The 19457-nt window shown below is 67.7% G+C and carries 17 protein-coding genes; 8 read left to right on the plus strand and 9 right to left on the minus strand.

Annotated features, from left to right (window positions below; translation table 11 throughout):
• Positions 1 to 89 precede the first annotated feature (89 nt).
• Together ACFVKT_RS18610 and ACFVKT_RS18615 are read left to right on the plus strand one after the other, a co-directional pair.
• Positions 90 to 605, plus strand: a complete 516-nt coding sequence (locus tag ACFVKT_RS18610; protein WP_385732710.1) for a DUF6174 domain-containing protein — start codon at positions 90 to 92, stop codon at positions 603 to 605.
• 253 nt (positions 606 to 858) lie between these two features.
• Positions 859 to 1494: a hypothetical protein gene (locus ACFVKT_RS18615; RefSeq protein ID WP_385733176.1), complete on the plus strand. Its 636-nt coding sequence runs from the start codon at positions 859 to 861 to the stop codon at positions 1492 to 1494.
• Positions 1495 to 1560: 66 nt separating this feature from the next.
• Here the strand turns inward: ACFVKT_RS18615 and ACFVKT_RS18620 are convergent, their stop codons facing one another.
• The 5 genes from ACFVKT_RS18620 to ACFVKT_RS18640 form a co-directional block, all read right to left on the minus strand.
• Positions 1561 to 3018, minus strand: a complete 1458-nt coding sequence (locus tag ACFVKT_RS18620) for a S28 family serine protease (RefSeq protein WP_385732712.1) — start codon at positions 3016 to 3018, stop codon at positions 1561 to 1563.
• A 164-nt stretch (positions 3019 to 3182) separates the two neighbouring features.
• On the minus strand, positions 3183 to 3572 hold the full coding sequence (locus ACFVKT_RS18625; protein WP_385733178.1) for a hypothetical protein: 390 nt from the start codon (positions 3570 to 3572) through the stop codon (positions 3183 to 3185).
• A gap of 98 nt (positions 3573 to 3670) precedes the next feature.
• Positions 3671 to 7402 (minus strand): ABC transporter ATP-binding protein, encoded by a 3732-nt coding sequence (locus tag ACFVKT_RS18630; RefSeq protein WP_385732713.1) that lies wholly within the window; start codon positions 7400 to 7402, stop codon positions 3671 to 3673.
• An 85-nt stretch (positions 7403 to 7487) separates the two neighbouring features.
• Positions 7488 to 8528, minus strand: a complete 1041-nt coding sequence (locus tag ACFVKT_RS18635) for an esterase-like activity of phytase family protein (RefSeq protein WP_385732714.1) — start codon at positions 8526 to 8528, stop codon at positions 7488 to 7490.
• 81 nt (positions 8529 to 8609) lie between these two features.
• Positions 8610 to 8990 (minus strand): MerR family transcriptional regulator, encoded by a 381-nt coding sequence (locus ACFVKT_RS18640; protein WP_385732716.1) that lies wholly within the window; start codon positions 8988 to 8990, stop codon positions 8610 to 8612.
• Between the two features lie 185 nt (positions 8991 to 9175).
• Here ACFVKT_RS18640 and ACFVKT_RS18645 point away from each other — a divergent pair, with 185 nt between their 5' ends.
• A complete protein-coding gene (locus ACFVKT_RS18645; protein WP_385732718.1) occupies positions 9176 to 9901 on the plus strand; it encodes an SDR family oxidoreductase in 726 nt (241 codons plus the stop codon).
• A gap of 3 nt (positions 9902 to 9904) precedes the next feature.
• Here the strand turns inward: ACFVKT_RS18645 and ACFVKT_RS18650 are convergent, their stop codons facing one another.
• Entirely contained in the window at positions 9905 to 10756 is an 852-nt protein-coding gene (locus ACFVKT_RS18650; RefSeq protein WP_385732720.1) for a serine hydrolase, read from the minus strand.
• Positions 10757 to 10973: 217 nt separating this feature from the next.
• On the opposite strand from ACFVKT_RS18650, the gene ACFVKT_RS18655 reads away from it, so the two are divergent.
• Positions 10974 to 11309 (plus strand): hypothetical protein, encoded by a 336-nt coding sequence (locus tag ACFVKT_RS18655; protein WP_385732722.1) that lies wholly within the window; start codon positions 10974 to 10976, stop codon positions 11307 to 11309.
• On the plus strand, positions 11297 to 11620 hold the full coding sequence (locus tag ACFVKT_RS18660; protein ID WP_385732723.1) for a hypothetical protein: 324 nt from the start codon (positions 11297 to 11299) through the stop codon (positions 11618 to 11620). The genes ACFVKT_RS18655 and ACFVKT_RS18660 overlap by 13 nt, the downstream gene beginning before the upstream one ends.
• Positions 11621 to 12228: 608 nt before the next feature.
• On the opposite strand, the gene ACFVKT_RS18665 is transcribed toward ACFVKT_RS18660, so the two are convergent.
• From ACFVKT_RS18665 to ACFVKT_RS18675, 3 genes are all read right to left on the minus strand, one after another.
• Positions 12229 to 13218, minus strand: a complete 990-nt coding sequence (locus tag ACFVKT_RS18665; RefSeq protein ID WP_385732725.1) for a twin-arginine translocation signal domain-containing protein — start codon at positions 13216 to 13218, stop codon at positions 12229 to 12231.
• 637 nt (positions 13219 to 13855) lie between these two features.
• A complete protein-coding gene (locus ACFVKT_RS18670) occupies positions 13856 to 14671 on the minus strand; it encodes a hypothetical protein (protein ID WP_385732727.1) in 816 nt (271 codons plus the stop codon).
• Positions 14672 to 15186: 515 nt separating this feature from the next.
• Complete coding sequence (locus tag ACFVKT_RS18675) at positions 15187 to 15363, minus strand: hypothetical protein (RefSeq protein ID WP_385732729.1); 177 nt, start codon at positions 15361 to 15363, stop codon at positions 15187 to 15189.
• A gap of 162 nt (positions 15364 to 15525) precedes the next feature.
• Between ACFVKT_RS18675 and ACFVKT_RS18680 the strand changes: the two genes are divergently transcribed.
• From ACFVKT_RS18680 to ACFVKT_RS18690, 3 genes are all read left to right on the plus strand, one after another.
• Positions 15526 to 17772, plus strand: a complete 2247-nt coding sequence (locus ACFVKT_RS18680) for an ArnT family glycosyltransferase (protein ID WP_385732731.1) — start codon at positions 15526 to 15528, stop codon at positions 17770 to 17772.
• A gap of 239 nt (positions 17773 to 18011) precedes the next feature.
• The gene (locus ACFVKT_RS18685) at positions 18012 to 18815 is read left to right on the plus strand and encodes an endonuclease I family protein (RefSeq protein WP_385732733.1); all 804 of its coding nucleotides are present in this window, start codon (positions 18012 to 18014) and stop codon (positions 18813 to 18815) included.
• A 111-nt stretch (positions 18816 to 18926) separates the two neighbouring features.
• Positions 18927 to 19442, plus strand: coding sequence for an ATP-binding protein (locus ACFVKT_RS18690; RefSeq protein ID WP_385732735.1), 516 nt, complete (start codon positions 18927 to 18929; stop codon positions 19440 to 19442).
• Positions 19443 to 19457 lie beyond the last annotated feature (15 nt).

The following is a 19457-nucleotide window of genomic DNA, read 5'->3' on the forward strand; positions in this document are numbered from 1 at the left end:
ACCGCTGCTTCCTGCGAAGCAGCGGTCTCGTCAACTGGAACGAACCCGCGATCGATCCGAACGCTCCAGGGACGGACGGCGTCAGAGTCATGACCGCCGAGGAAGGGATCGCCATGACTCTCGTACGCAACCGGGCCCGTTCCGCGCTCTCCGCTGCCGCGATGATCGCGGGGGTGGCAGGGCTGACCACCGCCTGTACTGGCGGGACGTCTCCGGACACGTCCGCCGGAATGTCGCCCGGTGGCGCGACGGCGCGGAGCTACACCTCGTGGAACGAGCCTGCCTCGTACGTCTACACGCTGACGGCGCATGAACAGGCCCTGCCGGGAAGCTTCCGGGTGACGGTTCGGGACGGCAAGGTGGCCGAGGCGGTCGGCCTCGACGACAACGGCCGGGAAGTGGTGAAGCAGGGGCTTGACCGGATCCCCAGGATCGGCGACCTCTTGGACAGGTGGGAGAACGCCCGGAACAAGCACGCGCACACGGCGGAATTGGAGCACGCCGCCGACGGGCACCCGTCGCGGATCACCCTGGACCAGGACGATAACGCCATCGATGACGAAGCCGAGTATGTCATCAGCTCCTACGAGCCCGCCGCCGGCTGAGGACGTCACCCGACGCGGGTGACGACAGACCCTGGTCGGACAGGGGATGTCGTACGAGCGAGTCATCCGACGTACGGCCACGTACGCCGCACACCCGGCGGACCACCCCCAAGTGACGCAAAGCACCCCGTACGCCTGGCGTGGCCCGCCGTCGCGGGTCACGCTGGGCTGGGGTACCGGGGGGATTGCCATGCGAACCATGCGGACTGTGCGTGCCGTGCTGGGCAGATTGCCGAGGCAGGTGCTGACGTGCATGCCGACGCGGGTGCTGACGTGCGTGCCGGCCTCCGTGCTGGTGGCGTCGGCACTCGTCGGCTGTGACGCGCTGTCGACCTCGTCAGGGCCGTCCGAGCCGTCCGCGTCCGGATCCTCCGGGGGTACGGCGTCGACAAGCCCCGCGGGCTACGGCGCGGTGTTCCTCGCCGTCGACGAGTGCAGCTCGTTCGGGACGACCAGTTTCACCGAGGTGCTCTGCACCAGCGAACGGGCAGCCGCGCGGGTCGTCGCCCGCTATGACGGCAAGGTGGCGGACGGCCCCTCCTGCCCCGCGAACACGGACTTCGTCCTGCACATCAGCGAGATGCGGCCCTCTTCCGACGAGGACGGCGACGGCGTGATCCCGCAGGGGTACGCCTGTATGCGCAAACTCCAGCCCCCGCACCCCGGTGACCCGGGCGGCGGCGGAGGCCCCCGCACCGTCGTCGGCGACTGCGTCTACAGCTCCGGCAGCGGCCAGGTCCGCGAGACCGCGTGCGACGGCAAGGGCAAGAAGCCCCCGGAGTACAAGGTGATGTCGGCGGTCGAGGACCGCTCCCAGTGCCCGGCCTCCACGGAGCTGTACGTCCAGCTCGGCGGCACCAGGCCGGTGGGCTGCGCCCACCCGGTATAGCGAACGGGCGGGCGCAGCAAGGACGTTGCCTGCCGGGCAGGTCAATAGGCAAGCGCAGTCCGGGAGTTACGGCCGCAACGCGGGCTCGCGCTCCACGTCACGCGTGTCCAGCTTCGCGTCGAACCTCGCGAGCGGCTTGGCCGCCGACGGGTCCGCCTGGACGGTGGCCGAGGCGACGCCCGCCCACTTCAGGATGCTGGCCGTGGCGACGGCCTTCTCGTCCGCGACGAGGCCCGCGACGTTGGCGCCGTGGTTCAGGCCGGGCGCCGTGAAGACGTAGCTGTCGTGCGCGCCCTTGCCGAGGCGGAAGCGCTCGGCACCCCACGGGTCGTTCTGGCCGTACACGTACAGCATGTGGTTGGCGTTGTTCTTGACCCAGGAGTCCACGTCACGCATCGCCGACGGCTGGAACTTCATGGAGATGTCCCGCGGCACGAAGTTCCGCGGCGGCTGGTAGCCGTAGCGGATCAGGCTCGACTCGATGTGCGGGAACTCGATGGTGGGCGCACCGAGCTGCGTACCCGCCTGGTAGTAGTACGGCGTGTACGGCTCCAGGCCCTGGTCCGTGTAGAAGGAGAACCCGGAGATCGTGTCGATGGAGGTCCAGATCTCCTCGTCCGTGGCGTTCACCGCGTCGGCCGGGATCGTGTCGCAGTCGGCGAGCAAGCTGTACTGCCAGAAGCCCCACACGTAGTCGAGGACGACCGCCTCGTACGCCCTGTCGAGGCTGCCGATCGTGGTGAAGGTGTACCCGTTCTCGGCGGCGTACGCCGCGTACGTCTTCTCCAGCGGCTCCCGGCGTACCAGCGCCTCGCGCTGCACGGCGTTCAGCCTGTCGCGGCACTCCTTGGTGCCGACGTTCTCGAAGAAGGTGTCGTACGCCGAGTCCTCGTTGTTCACCACGTCGTTGGGCGCGACGTACGCGACGACGCCGTCCATGTCGCGCGGGTAGAAGCGCTCGTAGTACGTGGCGGTCATGCCGCCCTTCGAGCCGCCCGTGGAGATCCACTTCTTGTCGTAGATCGGCTTGAGGGCCTTGAAGATGCGGTGCTGGTCGCTGGCCGCCTGCCAGATGTCGAGCTTGGACCAGTCGGCCGGGTCGGGCCGGGACGGAGTGAAGAAGCGGTACTCCATCGAGACCTGGTTGCCGTCCACGATCTGGGTCGGCTCGCGACGGCTGGGCGTCGTGGAGACGAAGTAGCCGCCGGTGTAGAAGACCGTCGGGCGCGCGGTGTCCTTGTGCAGCACGGTGATGCGCTGCTGGAACGTGCCCTTGGACGGGTGCCGGTGGTCGATCGGCTGGGTGTAGTTCAGTACGAAGAAGCGGTAGCCGGTGTACGGCTTCTCCTGGACGAGGCTCATCCCGGGTATCGCGAGAAGCCGGTCCAATATGTCCGCACTGGTCGTGCTGGTCGTGCTGGTGCCGGTGGTGGCCTCCGGCTGAGCGGCGGTGGCCGCTCCGGCCGTGCTCAACGTGCCTATGAGCACTGTGAGCGCCAGCAGCCATCTGAGCGCCTTGCGCATGCACCCTCCCCTGGAGTAACGCAGATGTCCGCCGGAACCTAGCGGAGCAACTCGCGTGACACCAGGGGCAATTGCGCAAACCCTGTGGGTATGCGGTGAATCGGCCGAGAATCTGGATCATTCAGCGGAGGATCCGGGACCCCTCAACGGAGCCCCCGGGGCGCTCAGCAGAGAATCCACCCCGAACTCACCGACCCCCCGCCGACGGAGCCCTTGATCCACAGGCAGCGCCGCCCCGCGTGGACCGTCACCGGACCCGCGTGGTGCGAGAAGAGCCCGTCGTCGACCACCGGCCGGCCCCCGCGCGCCTGCACGCTGACGGACATCTTCGTGCGGGGCCCCGGCGCCTTGGGGAAGGTCATGGCACAGATATAGCCGCCGCGCTTGTACACCTGCACGGATCCGGTCGAGAAGGGCAGCGTGCGGACCTTGCGCCCCGCGCAGGACGAGGTCGCGGCCTGCGCACTGCCGGGGCTCACCAGCGCGAGCAGCCCGGACGCGGTCAGCACGGCCACGCCGAGCGCCATCCGCCGGCGTACCGCGGCACTGTCCACCACTGTCGTCCCTCCCGTACCGCAAGCCTATGCGCGTACTGGTGTACGGACGCGCGGCACCTGTCGAATGGTTGCGCTTCGAATGGATACGCGAGGGGTCAGGCCGGGTGGCCGACGGGCTCCCCCGGCTCGGGCGCCCCGACGAAGGTCCGCCACAACTCGGCGTACTGGCCGCCCAGCGCGAGCAGCTCCTCGTGGGTGCCCTCCTCGGCGACCCGGCCGTGGTCCATGAGCACGACCCGGTCCGCGCGCGCGGCCGTCGTCAGCCGGTGGGCGACCACGAGGGTCGTACGGCGGCCCGCGATCCGGTCGGTGGCCTGGTTGACCAGTGCCTCCGAGGCCAGGTCCAGGGCAGCGGTGGCCTCGTCGAGGAGCAGGATGTCCGGGTCGACGAGTTCGGCGCGTGCCAGCGCGATGAGCTGGCGCTGTCCGGCGGACAGGTTGCGGCCGCGCTCGGCGACCTCGTGGAGGTAGCCGCCGTCGAGCGTGGCGATCATGTCGTGCGCGCCGACCGCGCGGGCGGCGGCCTCCACCTGGGCGTCGGTCGCGTCGGGACGCCCGTACGCGATGGCGTCCCGGACCGTCCCCTGGAAGAGGTAGGCCTCCTGGGGGACGACGCCGAGCCGGTGCCGGTACGAGGTCAGGTCCAGTGACCGCAGATCCGTGCCGTCGACGGTCACCCGCCCGCCGGTCGGGTCGTAGAAGCGCGCGACCAGCTTCACGAGCGTCGACTTGCCCGCGCCGGTCTCCCCGACGAAGGCGACGGTCTGCCCGGCGGGAATGGTCAACGACACCTGGCTCAGGGCCTCTTCGTCGTCCCCGTACGCGAAGTCGACGTCCTCGAAGGCGATTTCGCCCCGCAGGGAGGACCGCAGGGAGGGCACCTTCAGCGGCTTGTCCGCGGCCTTCGTCGAGGTCGGTTCCCGGAGCAGCTCCTGGATCCTGCCCAGCGACACGGTCGCCTGCTGGTAGCCGTCGAAGACCTGCGAGAGCTGCTGCACGGGCGCGAAGAACAGGTCGATGTAGAGGAGGTACGCCACCAGCGCGCCGGTGGTGAGCGTCCCGGCGTCGACGCGCTGAGCGCCCACCACGAGCACCGCAGCCCCGGCCACCGACGACAGGAGCTGTACGAAGGGGAAGTACACGGAGATCAGCCACTGCCCGCGCCTGCGCGCCTGGCGGTAGCTGTCGCTGCCCTCGGTGAACCGCCGCACGCCCGAGCTCTCGCGCCGGAACGCCTGGAGGATCCGCAGCCCGGAGACCGACTCCTGAAGCTCGGCGTTGACCAACGACACGCGCTCGCGGGCGAGTTCGTACGCCTTCACGCTCGCCCGGCGGAAGAAGAACGTGCCGACGATCAGCGGTGGCAGCGTCACGAAGACGACCAGCGCGAGCTGTACGTCGATCACCAGGAGCGCGGCCAGGATGCCGAAGAAGGTGACGACGGAGACGAAGGCGGTGACAAGACCGGTCTGCAGGAACGTGGAGAGCGCGTCCACGTCCGTCGTCATCCGGGTCATGATCCGTCCGGTCAACTCCCGCTCGTAGTAGTCGAGTCCGAGGCGTTGAAGCTGCGCGAAGATCTTCAGCCGGAGCGAGTACAGGACCCGCTCCCCCGTCCGTCCGGTCATCCGCGTCTCGCCGGTCTGCGCGGCCCACTGGACGAGCACCGTGATCAGCGCAAGCCCGGACGCCGCCCACACCGCGCCGAGCGCGACCTCGGAGACACCCTGGTCGATGCCGTGCCGGATCAGCACGGGCAGCAGCAGACTCATGCCGGCGTCGACGGCGACGAGCCCGAGGCTGATCAGCAGCGGTGCCCCGAAGCCGCGCAGCAAGCGCCGCAGTCCGTAGGACTCCTCGGGCGTGACCGCCCGTGCCTCGTCGATGCCCGGGGTGTCCGTGGCCGGGGGCAACGCCTCGACCTGGGTGAGGAGTTCGGGGGTGGCCGGCATCCCGGCGAGCGCGTTGTCCTTGGGCTCACGGTCGCCGGTCCACAGCCGCGGAGTGACCCCGCGCTCGGCATCGAACTCGGCGTCCAGCTCGTCGCGTACGGAGGTGTCCTCCCGCGGCGCCACGGGCAGGGCGTGTCCCGGGGAGACGCCGCCCAGCTCGTCCGGATCCGTCAGCAGCCGCCGGTACAGCGGGGAGCGGCGCTGGAGTTCGTCGTGCGTGCCGATGTCGGCCAGCCGCCCGTCCTCGAGTACGGCGATGCGGTCGGCGAGGTTGAGGGTGGAACGGCGGTGCGCGATGAGGAGGGTGGTGCGGCCCTCCATGACATGGCTGAGCGCCTCATGGATCTCGTGCTCCACCCGGGCGTCCACGGCCGAGGTGGCGTCGTCGAGGACGAGCAGACGCGGGTCGGTGAGGATGGCGCGGGCGAGCGCCACGCGCTGACGCTGGCCGCCGGAGAGGGTGAGGCCGTGCTCGCCGACGGTGGTGTCGTAACCGTTCGGCAGCTCGCCGATGAAGCGATGCGCCTGGGCGGCACGGGAGGCGGTCTCGATCTCCTCGTCACTCGCGTCCGGGCGGCCGTACGCGATGTTGGCGCGGACGGTGTCGGAGAAGAGGAAGGAGTCCTCGGGCACGAGCCCGATCGCGGCCCGCAGCGACTCGGTGGTGAGCTCGCGGACATCGTGGCCGCCGACGAGAACGGCGCCGCGCGTCACGTCGTAGAACCGCGGCAGCAGCAGCGAGACGGTCGACTTGCCGGAGCCGGAGGAGCCGACGACGGCGAGGGTCTCGCCCGGGCGGATCTCGAAGCTCAGTCCGTCGAGAACCGGCCGCCCCTCCTCGTACCCGAACGACACGTCGTCGAACTCGACGGTCGCGGGCGCGTCGGCAGGCAAGGTCTTCGTCCCGTCCTTGATCGACGGCTCGGTGTCGATGAGTTCGAGCACGCGCTCGGCGCCGGCCCGGGCCTGCTGCCCGACGGTCAGCACCACGGCGAGCATCCGCACGGGCCCGACGAGCTGCGAGAGGTACGAGGAGAACGCGACGAACGTACCCAGCGTGACCTGCCCGCGTACCGCGAGCCAGCCGCCCAGGGCGAGCATCGCGACCTGTCCGAGGGCGGGGACGGCCTGGAGGGCGGGGGTGTACTTGGAATTCAGCCGGATCGTCCGCAGCCGCCCCGCGAAGAGCCTGCGCCCGGCCTCCCGGAGCTTCCCGGTCTCCTGCTCCTCCTGCCCGAAGCCCTTCACCACGCGTACGCCGCTGACGGCGCCGTCGACCACACCCGCCACGGCGGCCGCCTGGGCCTGCGCGTACCAGGTAGCCGGGTGCAGCCGGGAGCGGCTCCGCTTGGCGACGACCCACAGCGCGGGCGCGACGGCGAGCGCGACGAGGGTGAGCGGAAGGGAGAGCCAGGCCATGATCCCGAGCGAGATCAGGAAGAGGAGGACGTTGCCGATGGTCATCGGCAGCATGAAGAGAAGACCCTGGATCAGCTGGAGGTCACTGGTGGCGCGCCCGACGACCTGCCCGGTGGACAGCTCGTCCTGGCGGCGCCCGTCGAGCCGGGTGATCGTCCCGTACATCGCGGTACGGAGGTCGTGCTGGACGTCGAGGGCGAGGCGGCCGCCGTAATAGCGGCGGATGTAGGTGAAGACGTACACGAGGGAGGCGGCGGCGATCAGCGCGCCCGCCCAGGGGGCCATGTCCCGGGTGTGGTTTCCGACCACGTCGTCGATGATCACCTTGGTGATCAGCGGGACGAGAGCCAGTACGGCCATACCGGCCAAGGAGGACCCGAGCGCCAGCACGACTTCCCGCGGGTGCCGCCATGCGTACCCGGCGAGTCGCCGTGCCCATCCCCCTTGCGCTGCCACGTGGGTGCCTTCCGTAGATCTCAGTCCGCCGGAAGGCACCAACGCTCGGAGAAGCGGATTTCATCCTTCCGCAACAATTGGAGCTCTACGGCAGGCGGACCTGGAGGGAGTAGAAGCGGGTGATCTGGAGCGGGTTCTGGTTGTCGTCGCTGACCAGGAGGAGGTTCAGGCGGCCCTTGGCGGAGCCGGTGATCGTCAGCCCCTCGATGTTGTCGAGGAGCGGATTGGGCTGCGGCTGCTTGGCCGTGGCGCCCAGTGAAGGACAGTTCACCAGGTCGGCGAGAAGGGTCTTCTTGACCAGCCTTACGCCGTCCTGGCCGGTCAGCGCCGCCACGTCACTGGTGTCGCTGGCGCGCCGCGGGTCCGCCAGGTAGAGCCGGACGGTGTTGCCGACCCCCGCCGTGAAGCCACGCTCCAGGACGAGGAGGCGGCCGTCGGGGGTGGCGGTGGCCTCGGAGACACCGAGACCGGTGTCGGTGCGGTAGCCGTACTGGTCGGCGAGCCGGAAGGCCCCCTTGTGACGGTCCCAGGTCTGGAAGCGGACGATGCCGGTGGTGTCGCCGGACAGCGAGCCCTCCATCGCGGCGAGCAGCGTGCGCCCGCCGGGCAGCAGGGTCAGCCCCTCGAAGGTCTGGTTCGTGGTGGCCCGGCCCGCGGGGGCGACCTTGAGGGCGTCCGGCACGGGGAGGCGGTCGAGGATCTCGCCGTCGCGGGAGTAGCGGCGTACGGAGGGCTCGGTCTCGGAGGAGATCAGCCGGGTCCCGTCGCGGTCGACGACCAGGCCCTCGGAGTCGAGCGCGGCACCGTTCTCGCCGGCGAGCGGGACGACGCTGGTCGGCGCCAGGGTCTTCAGCGTCTTCGCGTCGAGGGTGAAGAGGGCCGACCGGTCGGACACGGCGGCGATCTCGCCCTTCCCGTCCACGGCGAGCGCGGAGAGGTTCCCGACGAAGGTGCCTTCGTACGTCGTCTTGTCGAGGGCGTCGGAGAAGCCGGCGATCGAGACGGAGGGCGAGCAGGCGTTGGCGCTTGAAGTGCCGGTGACGGCGGTGGCGGGCCCGGCGGCGGTCAGGGTGGTAGCCGCCGCCAGGCCGGCGGTGACGGTGGCGAGTACGGTTCGCAGGCGCATGGGCGCCACGGTAGGCGGCGGCTGGTTTAGGGCAGGCGTCCTGGTCGTGAATTCCGGGGAGTTGGGAGCCGGGGGAGGCTTTCAGTCGCGGGCTTCCTTGGGGCACAGTCGGCCCTGGCTATGAGCCGTGGTGGCCATGCCGATGATCTCGTCGAGCCGGTTCCGGGTCTTCGCCAGACCCCTGACCTGCTCGTCGATGCGGCCGCGTTCGGCCACGAGCCGGTCGAGCAGCTCCGGCGTCACCTCACGGGTGAACACACACGGCATCAGGTCCGCGATCGTCCGGCTCGCAAGCCCGGCGGCATACAACTGCTGGATCAGCTGTACGCGCTCGACGGCGTCCTCCGAGTAGTGGCGCTGCCCGCTGGGGCTGCGCTCGGAGGTGAGCAGGTGCTGCTCCTCGTAGTAGCGCAGGGCGCGCACGCTCACGCCCGCCCTGGTGGCCACTTCGCCGATGCGCATGCCGTCTTCCCTCTTCCCTGGGTCCCGTCGTCTCTGAGTCCCGCCGTCTCTGATTCCCGTCATTCTCTGAGTCCCGGGCCGCTTCTTCCCTGGTGTTCCGGATCACAGCCCTTGCCTCTGACGTCAACGTCAGGTTTTAGCGTAGCGGCACAGGAACCCACCCGGTTCCCTCCAGGAGGACACCCATGAAAATCGCAGGCTCCGTCGCCCTCGTCACCGGCGCCAACCGCGGCATCGGCCGACACTTCGTCCAGCAGCTGCTGGAGCGGGGCGCGGCCAAGGTGTACGCGACCGCGCGCCGGCCCGAGCTCGTCGACATCCCCGGTGTGGAGGTGCTGCGGCTCGACATCACCGACCCGAAGTCGGTCGCCGCCGCGGCAGCCGCCGCCCCCGATGTCACCTTCCTGATCAACAACGCCGGCATCTTCACCTCCCAGAACCTCATCGCCGGGGACCTGGACAGGATCCGGCTGGAGATGGACACGCACTTCTTCGGCACGCTCGACGTGGTCCGGGCGTTCGCCCCCGTCCTGGCCGCGAACGAGGGCGGCGCGATCCTGAACGTCCTGTCGGCGATGTCGTGGCTGGCCTACGACGGTGCCAACGCATACAGCGCGGCGAAGGCGGCCGAGTGGAGTCTCACCAACGGCGTCCGCCTCGAACTCGCGGCCCAGGGAACCCTCGTCACGGGCGTGCACCTGGCCAGCACGGACACCGACATGATGGCCGCCTTCGACATCGAGAAGAACGATCCCGCCGACGTCGTACGCACCGCCCTTGACGGCATCGAGGCGGGCCGCATCGAGGTCGTCGCGGACGACGCGACGGCCGCGCTCAAGGCGGCGTTGTCCGCCGACCCCAGCGTGCTGTATCCGCAGGTGGTGTCCGGGTCCGGGACATCGGCTTCCTAGGCGTCAGCTCGCCGCCAGGTCCTTGTGGATGACCTTGGCCACCGCCTGGATGGTGTTGATGCCGTACTGCATGGTGCTGTTGCCGTGCGTCAGGACGGTGATCGTGTAGTCGTGGCCGCCGCCCTTGAAGGTGCCGACGCTGTGCACGCGCCAGCCGTGCGTGGACCGCGACAGCCAGCCGTTCTTGACGTGCACGGCGACGCCGGAGGGCGCCCCCGCCGGCGTACCCCAGCGCTGCGACGAGATGACCTGGCCCATCAGCTTGAGGATGTACGTGCGGGCGTTGTCGCTCAGCACCGAGTTCTTCGCGGTGGTGAGCGCGAGCAGCTTCTGCTCGTCTCGCACGGTGATCTGGGTCAACCCCCAGTAGCCGTCCGCGCCCGGCTTGGTCTGGGTCATCCCGGCGGCGGCGAGGAAGCCCTTGATCTTCGTCAGGCCGAGCTGCTTCCACAGGGTGCTGGTCGCGGTGTTGTCCGACTTGGTGATCATCGCCTTGGCGAGGTCGGCCTCACGCTGCGTGAGATAGCGGTCGTGCTTCTTGGCGTCCCAGAGCAGCGTGGCGAGGACGGTGACCTTGACGACGCTGGCCGAGTCGTAGGCGGTGCTGTTCCGCAGGGTGCAGGTCGTCTTGGTCGTACGGTCGTACAGCCCGACCGCGATGGTCCCCGTGCGGTTCGCGAGCGCCGCGGTGATGTCCCTCTGCAGCTTGGTGGCCAACGCCGCCTTCGCGGACGTACAGCTGACCTGCGGCGTGGCCGCGACGGCGGGCGCGGCCGCCGCCACGAACGGTATGAGCATCCCGGCGCCGACACCCGCGCCGAGCACACGCGTACGCCGCGATATTCGGTGAGTCATTGAGGCTTCCCATCCCCTAGAAGCGATACGAGCGCGCCCCCGGCACGCTCGCATCTCTTGACTCACAGGATGGGGGGAATGGTTGTACGACGGTTCACTCGAAGGTGTGAGGTGGCCAACATCGCGCCGGTGATCGGTGATCCGGGGGTGTGAGAGGGCCCACAGAGGACTCTCACGAGTGACCCGCCCCCCGTATACGCAGACGCATACTCGGCCCATGTCTGATGCCATGATCCGTGTTCCTGCCGAGGTACGGGACCGCCTTGCGGTCATCGCCGAGTCCCGTGGTACGTCGATCCGATCCCTGCTTCAGGAGTTCGCCGACAGCACGCTCACCGATGAGGAGCGGCGCGAGCGCGCAGAGCGGACACGCGCCTATCTGGCCGAGCACTTCGGAGTCGAGGTCACGGACGAGGAGAGCGCGGAGATGGGCCGCAAGCTGCGTGGCGCCCTCTCGGGTCAGCAGGGCACTGCCGCGGGATCCAGCACCATCTCGCCCTGGACGCCCCCACGTTGCTCGCACTGTCGGGGAATCGCCAGGTGTCCGCATTGATTCACCGGGCGTATTTCGAACCGGAGACGCGACTGTGGGCACCGGTCCTGTCGGTCCTTGAAGCCGATGCGGAACATCTGGGGATTGCCGAGCACGTCGGCCAGCTCGACGTCATCCACACCCTCGACCTCGACTATCCGGCGATGCTCGGCGTCGCCCAGTTGCGCAGAGACGGAGTTCCGCCCGGGATCGCCGCCGCCGTCCACGCCGTACGCCATCTCCCTGAGTGGGGTGCGGACGCACTGGTCGCCACGGTCACGCCGAAGGCTTACGAGGGGCGCGGGGTGCCCGTTTTCGACCTCACCCGCTGACGGGGCTTTACAGGGGCGGCGCGATCCATCCGAGGGGGGTCGACTCAGACTCCCGAAGCCGGGTCGCCGAGTTCGCCTGCGGCGTTCCGGTCCACGCCATCGATGCCGTAAGGACCGTCGCAAGTAGGCGCGGGAACGTGGAGCCACTACGCACGAAGGCAACCAAGCTCGCCGACCGCGGCTGGCTGCGCAAAACGGCCTGATGGGCGGTTCATCGCGCGCCGGTAGTCGCACGAGACGAGTGTCGGCGGCTACGTAACTGGTGGATCCCCGGCGGGAGTTGTCTTTGATGCGAAGAGAAACAGCGGCTTCACCCCGGCTGCCGCGACTGCCATCGCGCCGACGACGGGAGCTTTCCTCAAAAATGACGCGGATCGCAAACTCATACCATTCCCCTTGATGGTCGACCGATAGACGAGAAGGCAGCGCTGGCCTTCATCATCAAACTATGATCTTGCAGCGGCGAGAGCACGAGTAGTCTTCACTTACTTACAACGCCTGGCCTGAATCTGAGTTGGCGGTGGGCGACAAGAAAGCGGGCCAGATTGAGAATCGTTTCGCCAGGCAGGCGAACTGCTCATCGGGGTGGCCCATTCTGCTGTGTTCCGTCAAATTGCCAGCGGATCGGGGACCCAGAAGTTGTACATGCCGGCGTCGTCGTCATCAATCTCGTTGACAAGCGCAAAACTGGTGACATGGGTGTCCCGTGCATCGCTCCAGGAAAGATGACACCAGGCGATGCCCTCGGCCTCGTCGGACGACGGGTTAATCTTACTTCCCCAGTACCCGCACGTCTGGCCATCGACTGGGTCGGACATGTCGAACGCGTATATATGCTTACGGCCGGTGTTCAACTGTACATGATCGGAGACCATGTACAGATTGCGGCCGTCCCGGCCGAATCCGCCGCCCTGGAAGCTGTGGAAGGTGCCGGGAAGGGCAATTGACTTCACCAGTCGACCTGATGCTGGGTTGTAGCCATAAAAATGCGAAACATGGTCCGGAGTCTTCCCGGAGTGACCTTCGCGCGAGCTGTAAAGAAGGCCGTCGTAGGGGTTGTACGCGAACCAGGGGGCATTGTGTTCCTGGGGACCCCAATTGGTGCCACTGGAATTCACGAGCGGAATTATCGAAAACGTCGAAATATTGCCCGGAGCTGGGTCGATAGCCCAAATCCGGGCCGCACTTTGGAGGCCAGCTTCATACCCTACCTTTACCTGAACAGGAACGTAGACCAACCCCCGGTAGGGGTTGTAGGTGGGTGCGCCGAGGTGGTCGACCCAGGACTGGGTGAGGGCGATGCTGGCCACTTCGCGCCAGTCAAGGGTCAGCTTGTACAGGCGCTTCTGCCCGTTGACGTCCTTATTCGTTGTGACGTACCAGAATGTGCCGTCCGTACACATCCCCTGGGACTCGTTCGACCAACCACGTTCCATCTTGACGGTCTTGGCGTGTTCCCACTCGGCAATACGAGGGTTGGAGCTGCGAGGGCCGAAGGCTGCTGCGTGAGCAGACTGCGAGGTCAGCGCCCCTCCGGCAGCAGCGGCCACGGCCGCTCCAGCTGCCCCTTTGATGAATTTACGTCGATTCGTCTTCATATTCATACCTCCTAGATAGAACTATTCTGTCTTTTGCGAGTTTGGCCCGCGTATCACACAGCATCCTTTTGCCTGAAAGGATCAGTAGCAACTACTCAGATACCCGGGACCCGCCAGGGTCCACTGTCCAGGCAGGCAGCGTCCTTCTTGCATGTGAGCGACGGGCCATCAGCATCTGTCTCTGGCATCCTGCGCCAGTAGTTGATCGTTAGTGGATGCGGGAATTCTGCTGCCGGTACGTCAGTTTCCTGCCTGGGCCCGAAGCTGGAACCGTTGTTGCTGTCGGATGACTGGCGGGCGGTGTTAGAGCGGTGGACGCGGCGGGCGTCTTCGCCCCAGGCACTGGCGCTGCGCCGGATCGCGCCGGCGTGCGCAGGGCCGGATATCATGCCGATCACCGCTGGTCGCCCGTGAGTTGCGGGTAGCTGCCGACACTGTCCATAAGTGGCAGCGCGGGGTCCTGGCGGAGCGGCTCGACGGCCTAAATGGACGAGCCCGGGCCCGGACCGGCCGGTCCAGATGGTGGTGCGGCACGTCGTATTGCATGACGAGTTGGACACGAGTCTTATCCAGGACCACACCCACGCCCCCGGAACGGGAAGCGACACTTTCAGTCCCCACAACTTGTTAACGCGACTCAGCCCGTACTGATAACCGTGACGCCTTCGAGACGGGCCGTGATGGTGGACGACCCGTAACCGATCACCTCAGATCCGTCTCCGTTATCGTTTCCGAGGCGGTAGTTGGCAATTGCGGTCGGAGACTGCGTAGTCAGGTTGGCGTCGTTTGCTGGATCGTGGAACTTGATGCCGTGCAGTCCATTGGCGTGCCCGTAGGCGCCGACCACAGTAACGGCGTGCCCACCTGTCCGGTCACCGTCGCTGTCGTACCAGCCGATGGAGGCAATCATGAGATCCTCGGCACCACGGGAGAGCTGGACTATGCGCTGCGAAACGTTATCTTCTTCATCTAGCGACTCCCAGGACACGTCGAAGTCGTTCTCGTAGCCCTTGGACTCGATCAAATCATTGATCGCGTCGAGATTATCGTTGCGGTTGGTGCCTTTAAGCGGATCGGTATCCGCGAGCCCGCCCATGCGGCTGAGCTTGGCGGTCACCTCGTTATAGTGATACGGCTCACTCGATGTCGGATCGTAGCTTCCGTCGAGGAGGTTAGGATATCCCGTCTTATCAAACCAGAACATCGTGTTTAATGTGGCGGTGGGCAGGCAGTAGTTCTGGCCATTTCCAGGAAGCCCTGCTCGCTTCTGGTCGATGTCAGGCATGCCGCAAACATCATAACTCCACACAACGGAACTAACATAGATGCCCTCGTAGCAGGTGTCCGTCGTGGCTGCAACAGCATTGACAGGTACGATGAACAGCGCCGCGGTGACGACCATGACGGCAATTTCCCTTCGCGCCATGTTCCTGCCGAGTTCGAATCGACTCACCGTTGTCACTTCTTTCTGAAAGTGGCCATAATGGGGAAATTCTCTGGCGTCCTGATGGAGGACATATGACGACGTCGAACCTGTGGCTCTGTTCATGCCCCCGGAGTCCAGCTCTGCCTGCCCGCGGGACAGCCACTGGGCTGTCCCGCACTGATTCTGGAGTCGGGGCGAACGTCAGGTGCTGCTACCCAGACGACACCCCCGGGGGGGGACACGTTGGGCTGCGAAGCAACTATGACAAGGCGTCAATTGCTGCGCATGAGTAATCGATACCTACTGAGCTTGAACTCGGGTTGTCGTTGAGGACGTGGGTGGGCAGGCATGGCCACGTGCGGGGCGCAGGTGAGGTGGACGGCGACCCGGCACGGACGGATCCGGCCCAGCGCACCGGAGTACGGCAGTACTGCCGTACTGCTTCGACGAACTACCGATCGCTTTGGAAGTCCTGGCAGAAGTAGCAGCCATCAGCCGCAGTCTTCGGGCAGGGCCGTGAGATGTTCCGCCCGCACCGGCCGTCAGCCACCGCGTGAAGGACGGCGGCCGATCCTCTCGGCGAGCCACTCGACGCCTGACAGGCCGGCGTCACGGCTGGCCTCGACGGCTTCGCCCTTGAGGTTGAATCGCACCTCGTACTTCTCCTCGTACTCGCGGCGAAGGGTCTCGTCCGCGATACGCGAGTAGTGCTCCTGCATCTCCCAGGAGGTACGGCTCAGGATCTCGCGGATGCTGCGGCCGGATACGCACCCGCGCCCTTTGCACATTCATACGCATTCATGGGCCCCCCTTCACCCACCCACAGCAAAGTCCCAGGTTCGGCACAGCTGTCGCCCACGCGCGTCGCGGAAGATCCACCCGTGACATCTGCCACCGATCCACTCCCCCACGCCCCTGTGGCCGCTCCCGGCTCGCCCGCCCCCACTCCGCCCGCACCACCCGGGCCACCGGAGAAGGCGCCGCGCTGGTCACTCCCCGCACTGATCGCGGTCCTGCTGCTGGCCGGGATCCTGTACTCCTGGAATCTGTCCTCGTCCGGCCTGAACACCTTCTACAGTGCCGCTGTGTTCAGCGGTACGCAGAGCTGGAAGGCCTGGTTCTTCGGGTCGCTGGACGCGGGCAACTTCCTCACCGTCGACAAGCCACCCTTCGTACTGATGGTCATGGGCCTGTCCTGCCGCGTCCTCGGCTTCGGCACGTGGCAGATGATGGCGCCCCTGATCGCGTCCGCGCTCGGCACCATCTGGATCCTGCACTCCTCCGTGAAACGCGTCTTCGGGCACGGTGCGGCCCTCGTCGCCGCACTGGTCCTCGCGCTGACCCCGATCACGGTGGCCATCAACCGCGACAACAACCCCGACACCCTGCTCGTCTTCCTCATGGTGGCGGGCGCGGCGCTGGCGCTGCGTGCGACGCGGGACGACAGGCTGCTGCCGCTGCTCGGCTCGGCGGTCTGCTTCGGGCTCGCCTTCAACACCAAGATGCTCCAGGCCTACATCGCCCTGCCCGCCGTCTTCGCCGTGTACCTGTACGCGTCGAAGCTCGGCTGGAAGAAGAAGGCCGTGAACCTGGCGCTTGCCGCCGTGGCCCTGGCCGTCTCCAGCTTCTGGTGGCCGACGGCCGTCTCCCTGGTGCCCGCCTCCGACCGGCCGTACATCGGCGGCTCGACGGACGGCACCGCCTGGGACCTGATCATGGGCTACAACGGCTTCGGCCGCGTCTTCGGCGGCGACGGCAACGGCGCGGGTGGAGGCGGTGGCGGCGGCAGTTTCGCCGGGACCGCCGGCATCGGCCGGATGTTCAACGACATTCTGGGCGGCCAGATCTCCTGGCTGCTGCCCTTCGCGGGCATCGCGCTGGTCGGCGGCCTGGTGCTGTGCGGCCGTGCGCCGCGCACGGACCTGACGCGCGCAGCGCTGGTGCTGTGGGGCGGCTGGACCGTGCTCCACTTCCTCACCTTCAGCATGGCCGAAGGCACCATGCACCCGTACTACACGACCGCCCTCGCGCCCGGCATCGCGGCACTGTGCGGAGGCGGCGGAGCGCTGTTGCTGCGCGCGTTGCGCACCGACAAGAAGTGGGCGTGGGTGCTGCCCGCCGGCCTCGCGGTCACCACCGTCTGGTCCGTCGTACTGCTGCGCCGGGCCACCGACTGGAACACCTGGCTCTGGCCGGCGATCACGGTCGTGATGGTGCTGGCGATCGCGGGCCTGCTCGTCTTCCGCTCCGGTAACCGGGCACGGCTGCTGGCGGTCTCCGTCGCCGCGGCGATCGTGGCGTCGGTCGCCGGACCCGCCGCGTACGCCGCCTCTGTGCCCTCGGGCACGGGCGGCGGCATGGGTGGTACCAACCCGACGGCCGGTCCCGCGACGGGCGGCGGCGGATTCGGTGGCGGGGGCGGCCGTCCGGGCGGCGGTGCCGCCATGGCCGGCGGCCAGGCCGGAGCCCGTGGCGGTCAGGCCGGCGGCGCCGGGGGTCAGGCCGGTGGCGGTGGTACGCCGCCGAGTGGCATGCCCAGTGGTGCACCGGGCGGCGGGTTCCCCGGGGGCCAGCAGGGCGGTGCGCGACCGGGCGGCGGCGGTTCGGGTACGCCTCCGAACGGCGCGGGCGGGACCGGCGCGGCCGGTGGCGCCGGTGGCCAGCGCGGCGCCACGGGTGGCGGCATGGGCGGTGGCATGGGTGGCGGACGCGAGGGCGGAACCACGGACACCGCACTGATCACCTACCTGGAGAAGAACCGTGACGGCGCCAAGTGGCTGCTCGCGGTGTCCGGTTCGCAGGCCGCCTCGCAGCTCATCGTGAGCACCGAGCAGCCCGTCATCTCCATGTGGGGCTTCACCGGCACCGACCAGGCGATGACGCTCGACAAGCTCAAGGAACTGGTGAAGAACGGCGAGCTGCACTACATCCAGCTCGGCGGCGGCGGTTTCGGCGGTAACAGCACACTCAGCTCGGAGGTCACCGCCTGGGTGGAGAAGAACGGTACGGCGGTGAAGGCGAGCGAGTACAGCAGCACCGCCTCTTCCTCCGATTCCGATTCCGAGGCCGCGACCGGAACCCAGAACACCCAGTCGCTCTACCGGCTCGACCCGTCGGACGTCAACTAGGGGAAACCCTCGGCCAGTTGGGGTAAACCCTCGACGAAAGCAACCCCTGACCCTTTCCACGGTCAGGGGTTGCTCTCTATTCCGTAACGTCACACAAACGCCTCTCACTGGTTACACGGCCGACCCCCAAGACATGCCACGCTCCCGATTACCGAAAAAGTCAACACGCGTAGATCGCAGCCTCGTTCAGCCGGGCGCCGCGATCGCGAGCGTGCCGATTACGGGAAAGGGCACCCCCCATGTCCGTTGCGCAGATAGGTAGATGGAAGGCGCTTGCGGTGGCCACGTCCGCCGTTCTCGTCGGCGTCACCCTCCCGACCGTGGCCGCGTCCCCCGCCGCAGCCACAACCACCGCTTACGACACCACGTACTACAAGAACGCGATCGGCAAGACCGGCACGAGCCTCAAGTCCTCGCTGCACACGATCATCGCCCCCCAGACCAAGATCTCGTACGACGCGGTCTGGAACGCGCTCAAGGTCACCGACCAGGACCCGAACAACAGCAACAACGTGATCCTGCTGTACAGCGGCACGTCGCGCGCCAAGTCGCTCAACGGCGGCGACGTCGGCGACTGGAACCGTGAGCACGTGTGGGCCAAGTCCCACGGCGACTTCGGCGAGGCGACCGGTCCCGGCACCGACCTGCACCACCTGCGTCCCGCCGACGTCCAGGTCAACAGCATCCGCGGCAACAAGGACTTCGACAACGGCGGCAGCGCCGTCAGCGGTGCGACCGGCAGCTACACGGACACCGACTCGTTCGAGCCGCGCGCCGCCGACAAGGGCGACGTCGCCCGCATGATCCTCTACATGGCCGTCCGTTACGAGGGCGACGACGGCTGGCCCAACCTCGAGCCCAACCAGCTCGTGAACAACGGCAGCAACCCGTACATCGGAAAGCTCTCCGTGCTCAAGGCGTGGAACGAGGCGGACCCGCCCAGCGCCTTCGAGGAGAAGCGCAACCAGCTCATCTACGACAACTACCAGCACAACCGCAACCCGTTCATCGACCACCCCGAGTGGGTCGAGGCGATCTGGTAGCACGGTGATCCGGTAGCACGGTGATCCTGTAGCACGGTCCGACCGGTTGAACTCCCCGTATCCAGCGGGGAGTTCAACCTCCGTAACCTGCTCGGCCAGGAGGGGAACCCGATGCCCGAAGCCGCCGCCACACACACCACGGTCACCAAGACTGCGGTCACCGACACCGCGGTCAGCAACACCACGGTCAGCAACACTGCGGTCACCGACACCACGGTCACCAGCAGCACTGTCACCGACGCCACCTGGCAGCTCCCCCGCACCCCGCGCAGCGCCCCGCACGCCCAGCGGCTGCTCCGCACCCAGCTCAGCGACTGGCAGATCGACGGCGAAGTGGCCGAAACGGCCGAGCTGTTGCTCTCGGAGCTGATCACCAACTCCCTCAAGCACGCGTGCACCCCGCCCGGCCGCGAACTCGGTCTGCGCCTGGCGACGTACGACGGACTCCTGCGCGTGGAGGTCGCCGACGCGGACGACCGCCGGCCCGTTCCCCGCCGGGCGGCCCCGGGCGACGAAGGCGGCCGAGGACTCGCCCTCATCCAGGCGCTGGCGGAACGCTGGGGCTTCTGCCCCCGGCAGCCCGGCACCGGAAAGGCGACCTGGGCGGAGCTGACGCTGCCCCGGTGAGCCGCCGGCTCCTCG

The sequence above is a fragment of the Streptomyces sp. NPDC127595 genome, from assembly GCF_042671685.1.
GTDB lineage: Bacteria > Actinomycetota > Actinomycetes > Streptomycetales > Streptomycetaceae > Streptomyces.

Excerpts from the sequence above, each read along its gene's own strand:
- ACFVKT_RS18610 (WP_385732710.1), top strand. The coding sequence starts at position 90 with ATGACCGCCGAGGAAGGGATCGCCATGACTCTCGTACGCAACCGGGCC.
- ACFVKT_RS18615 (WP_385733176.1), top strand. The coding sequence starts at position 859 with ATGCCGACGCGGGTGCTGACGTGCGTGCCGGCCTCCGTGCTGGTGGCG.
- ACFVKT_RS18620 (WP_385732712.1), bottom strand. The coding sequence starts at position 3,018 with ATGCGCAAGGCGCTCAGATGGCTGCTGGCGCTCACAGTGCTCATAGGC.
- ACFVKT_RS18635 (WP_385732714.1), bottom strand. The coding sequence starts at position 8,528 with ATGCGCCTGCGAACCGTACTCGCCACCGTCACCGCCGGCCTGGCGGCG.
- ACFVKT_RS18640 (WP_385732716.1), bottom strand. The coding sequence starts at position 8,990 with ATGCGCATCGGCGAAGTGGCCACCAGGGCGGGCGTGAGCGTGCGCGCC.
- ACFVKT_RS18645 (WP_385732718.1), top strand. The coding sequence starts at position 9,176 with ATGAAAATCGCAGGCTCCGTCGCCCTCGTCACCGGCGCCAACCGCGGC.
- ACFVKT_RS18650 (WP_385732720.1), bottom strand. The coding sequence starts at position 10,756 with ATGACTCACCGAATATCGCGGCGTACGCGTGTGCTCGGCGCGGGTGTC.
- ACFVKT_RS18655 (WP_385732722.1), top strand. The coding sequence starts at position 10,974 with ATGTCTGATGCCATGATCCGTGTTCCTGCCGAGGTACGGGACCGCCTT.
- ACFVKT_RS18665 (WP_385732725.1), bottom strand. The coding sequence starts at position 13,218 with ATGAAGACGAATCGACGTAAATTCATCAAAGGGGCAGCTGGAGCGGCC.
- ACFVKT_RS18675 (WP_385732729.1), bottom strand. The coding sequence starts at position 15,363 with ATGCAGGAGCACTACTCGCGTATCGCGGACGAGACCCTTCGCCGCGAG.
- ACFVKT_RS18685 (WP_385732733.1), top strand. The coding sequence starts at position 18,012 with ATGTCCGTTGCGCAGATAGGTAGATGGAAGGCGCTTGCGGTGGCCACG.
- ACFVKT_RS18690 (WP_385732735.1), top strand. The coding sequence starts at position 18,927 with ATGCCCGAAGCCGCCGCCACACACACCACGGTCACCAAGACTGCGGTC.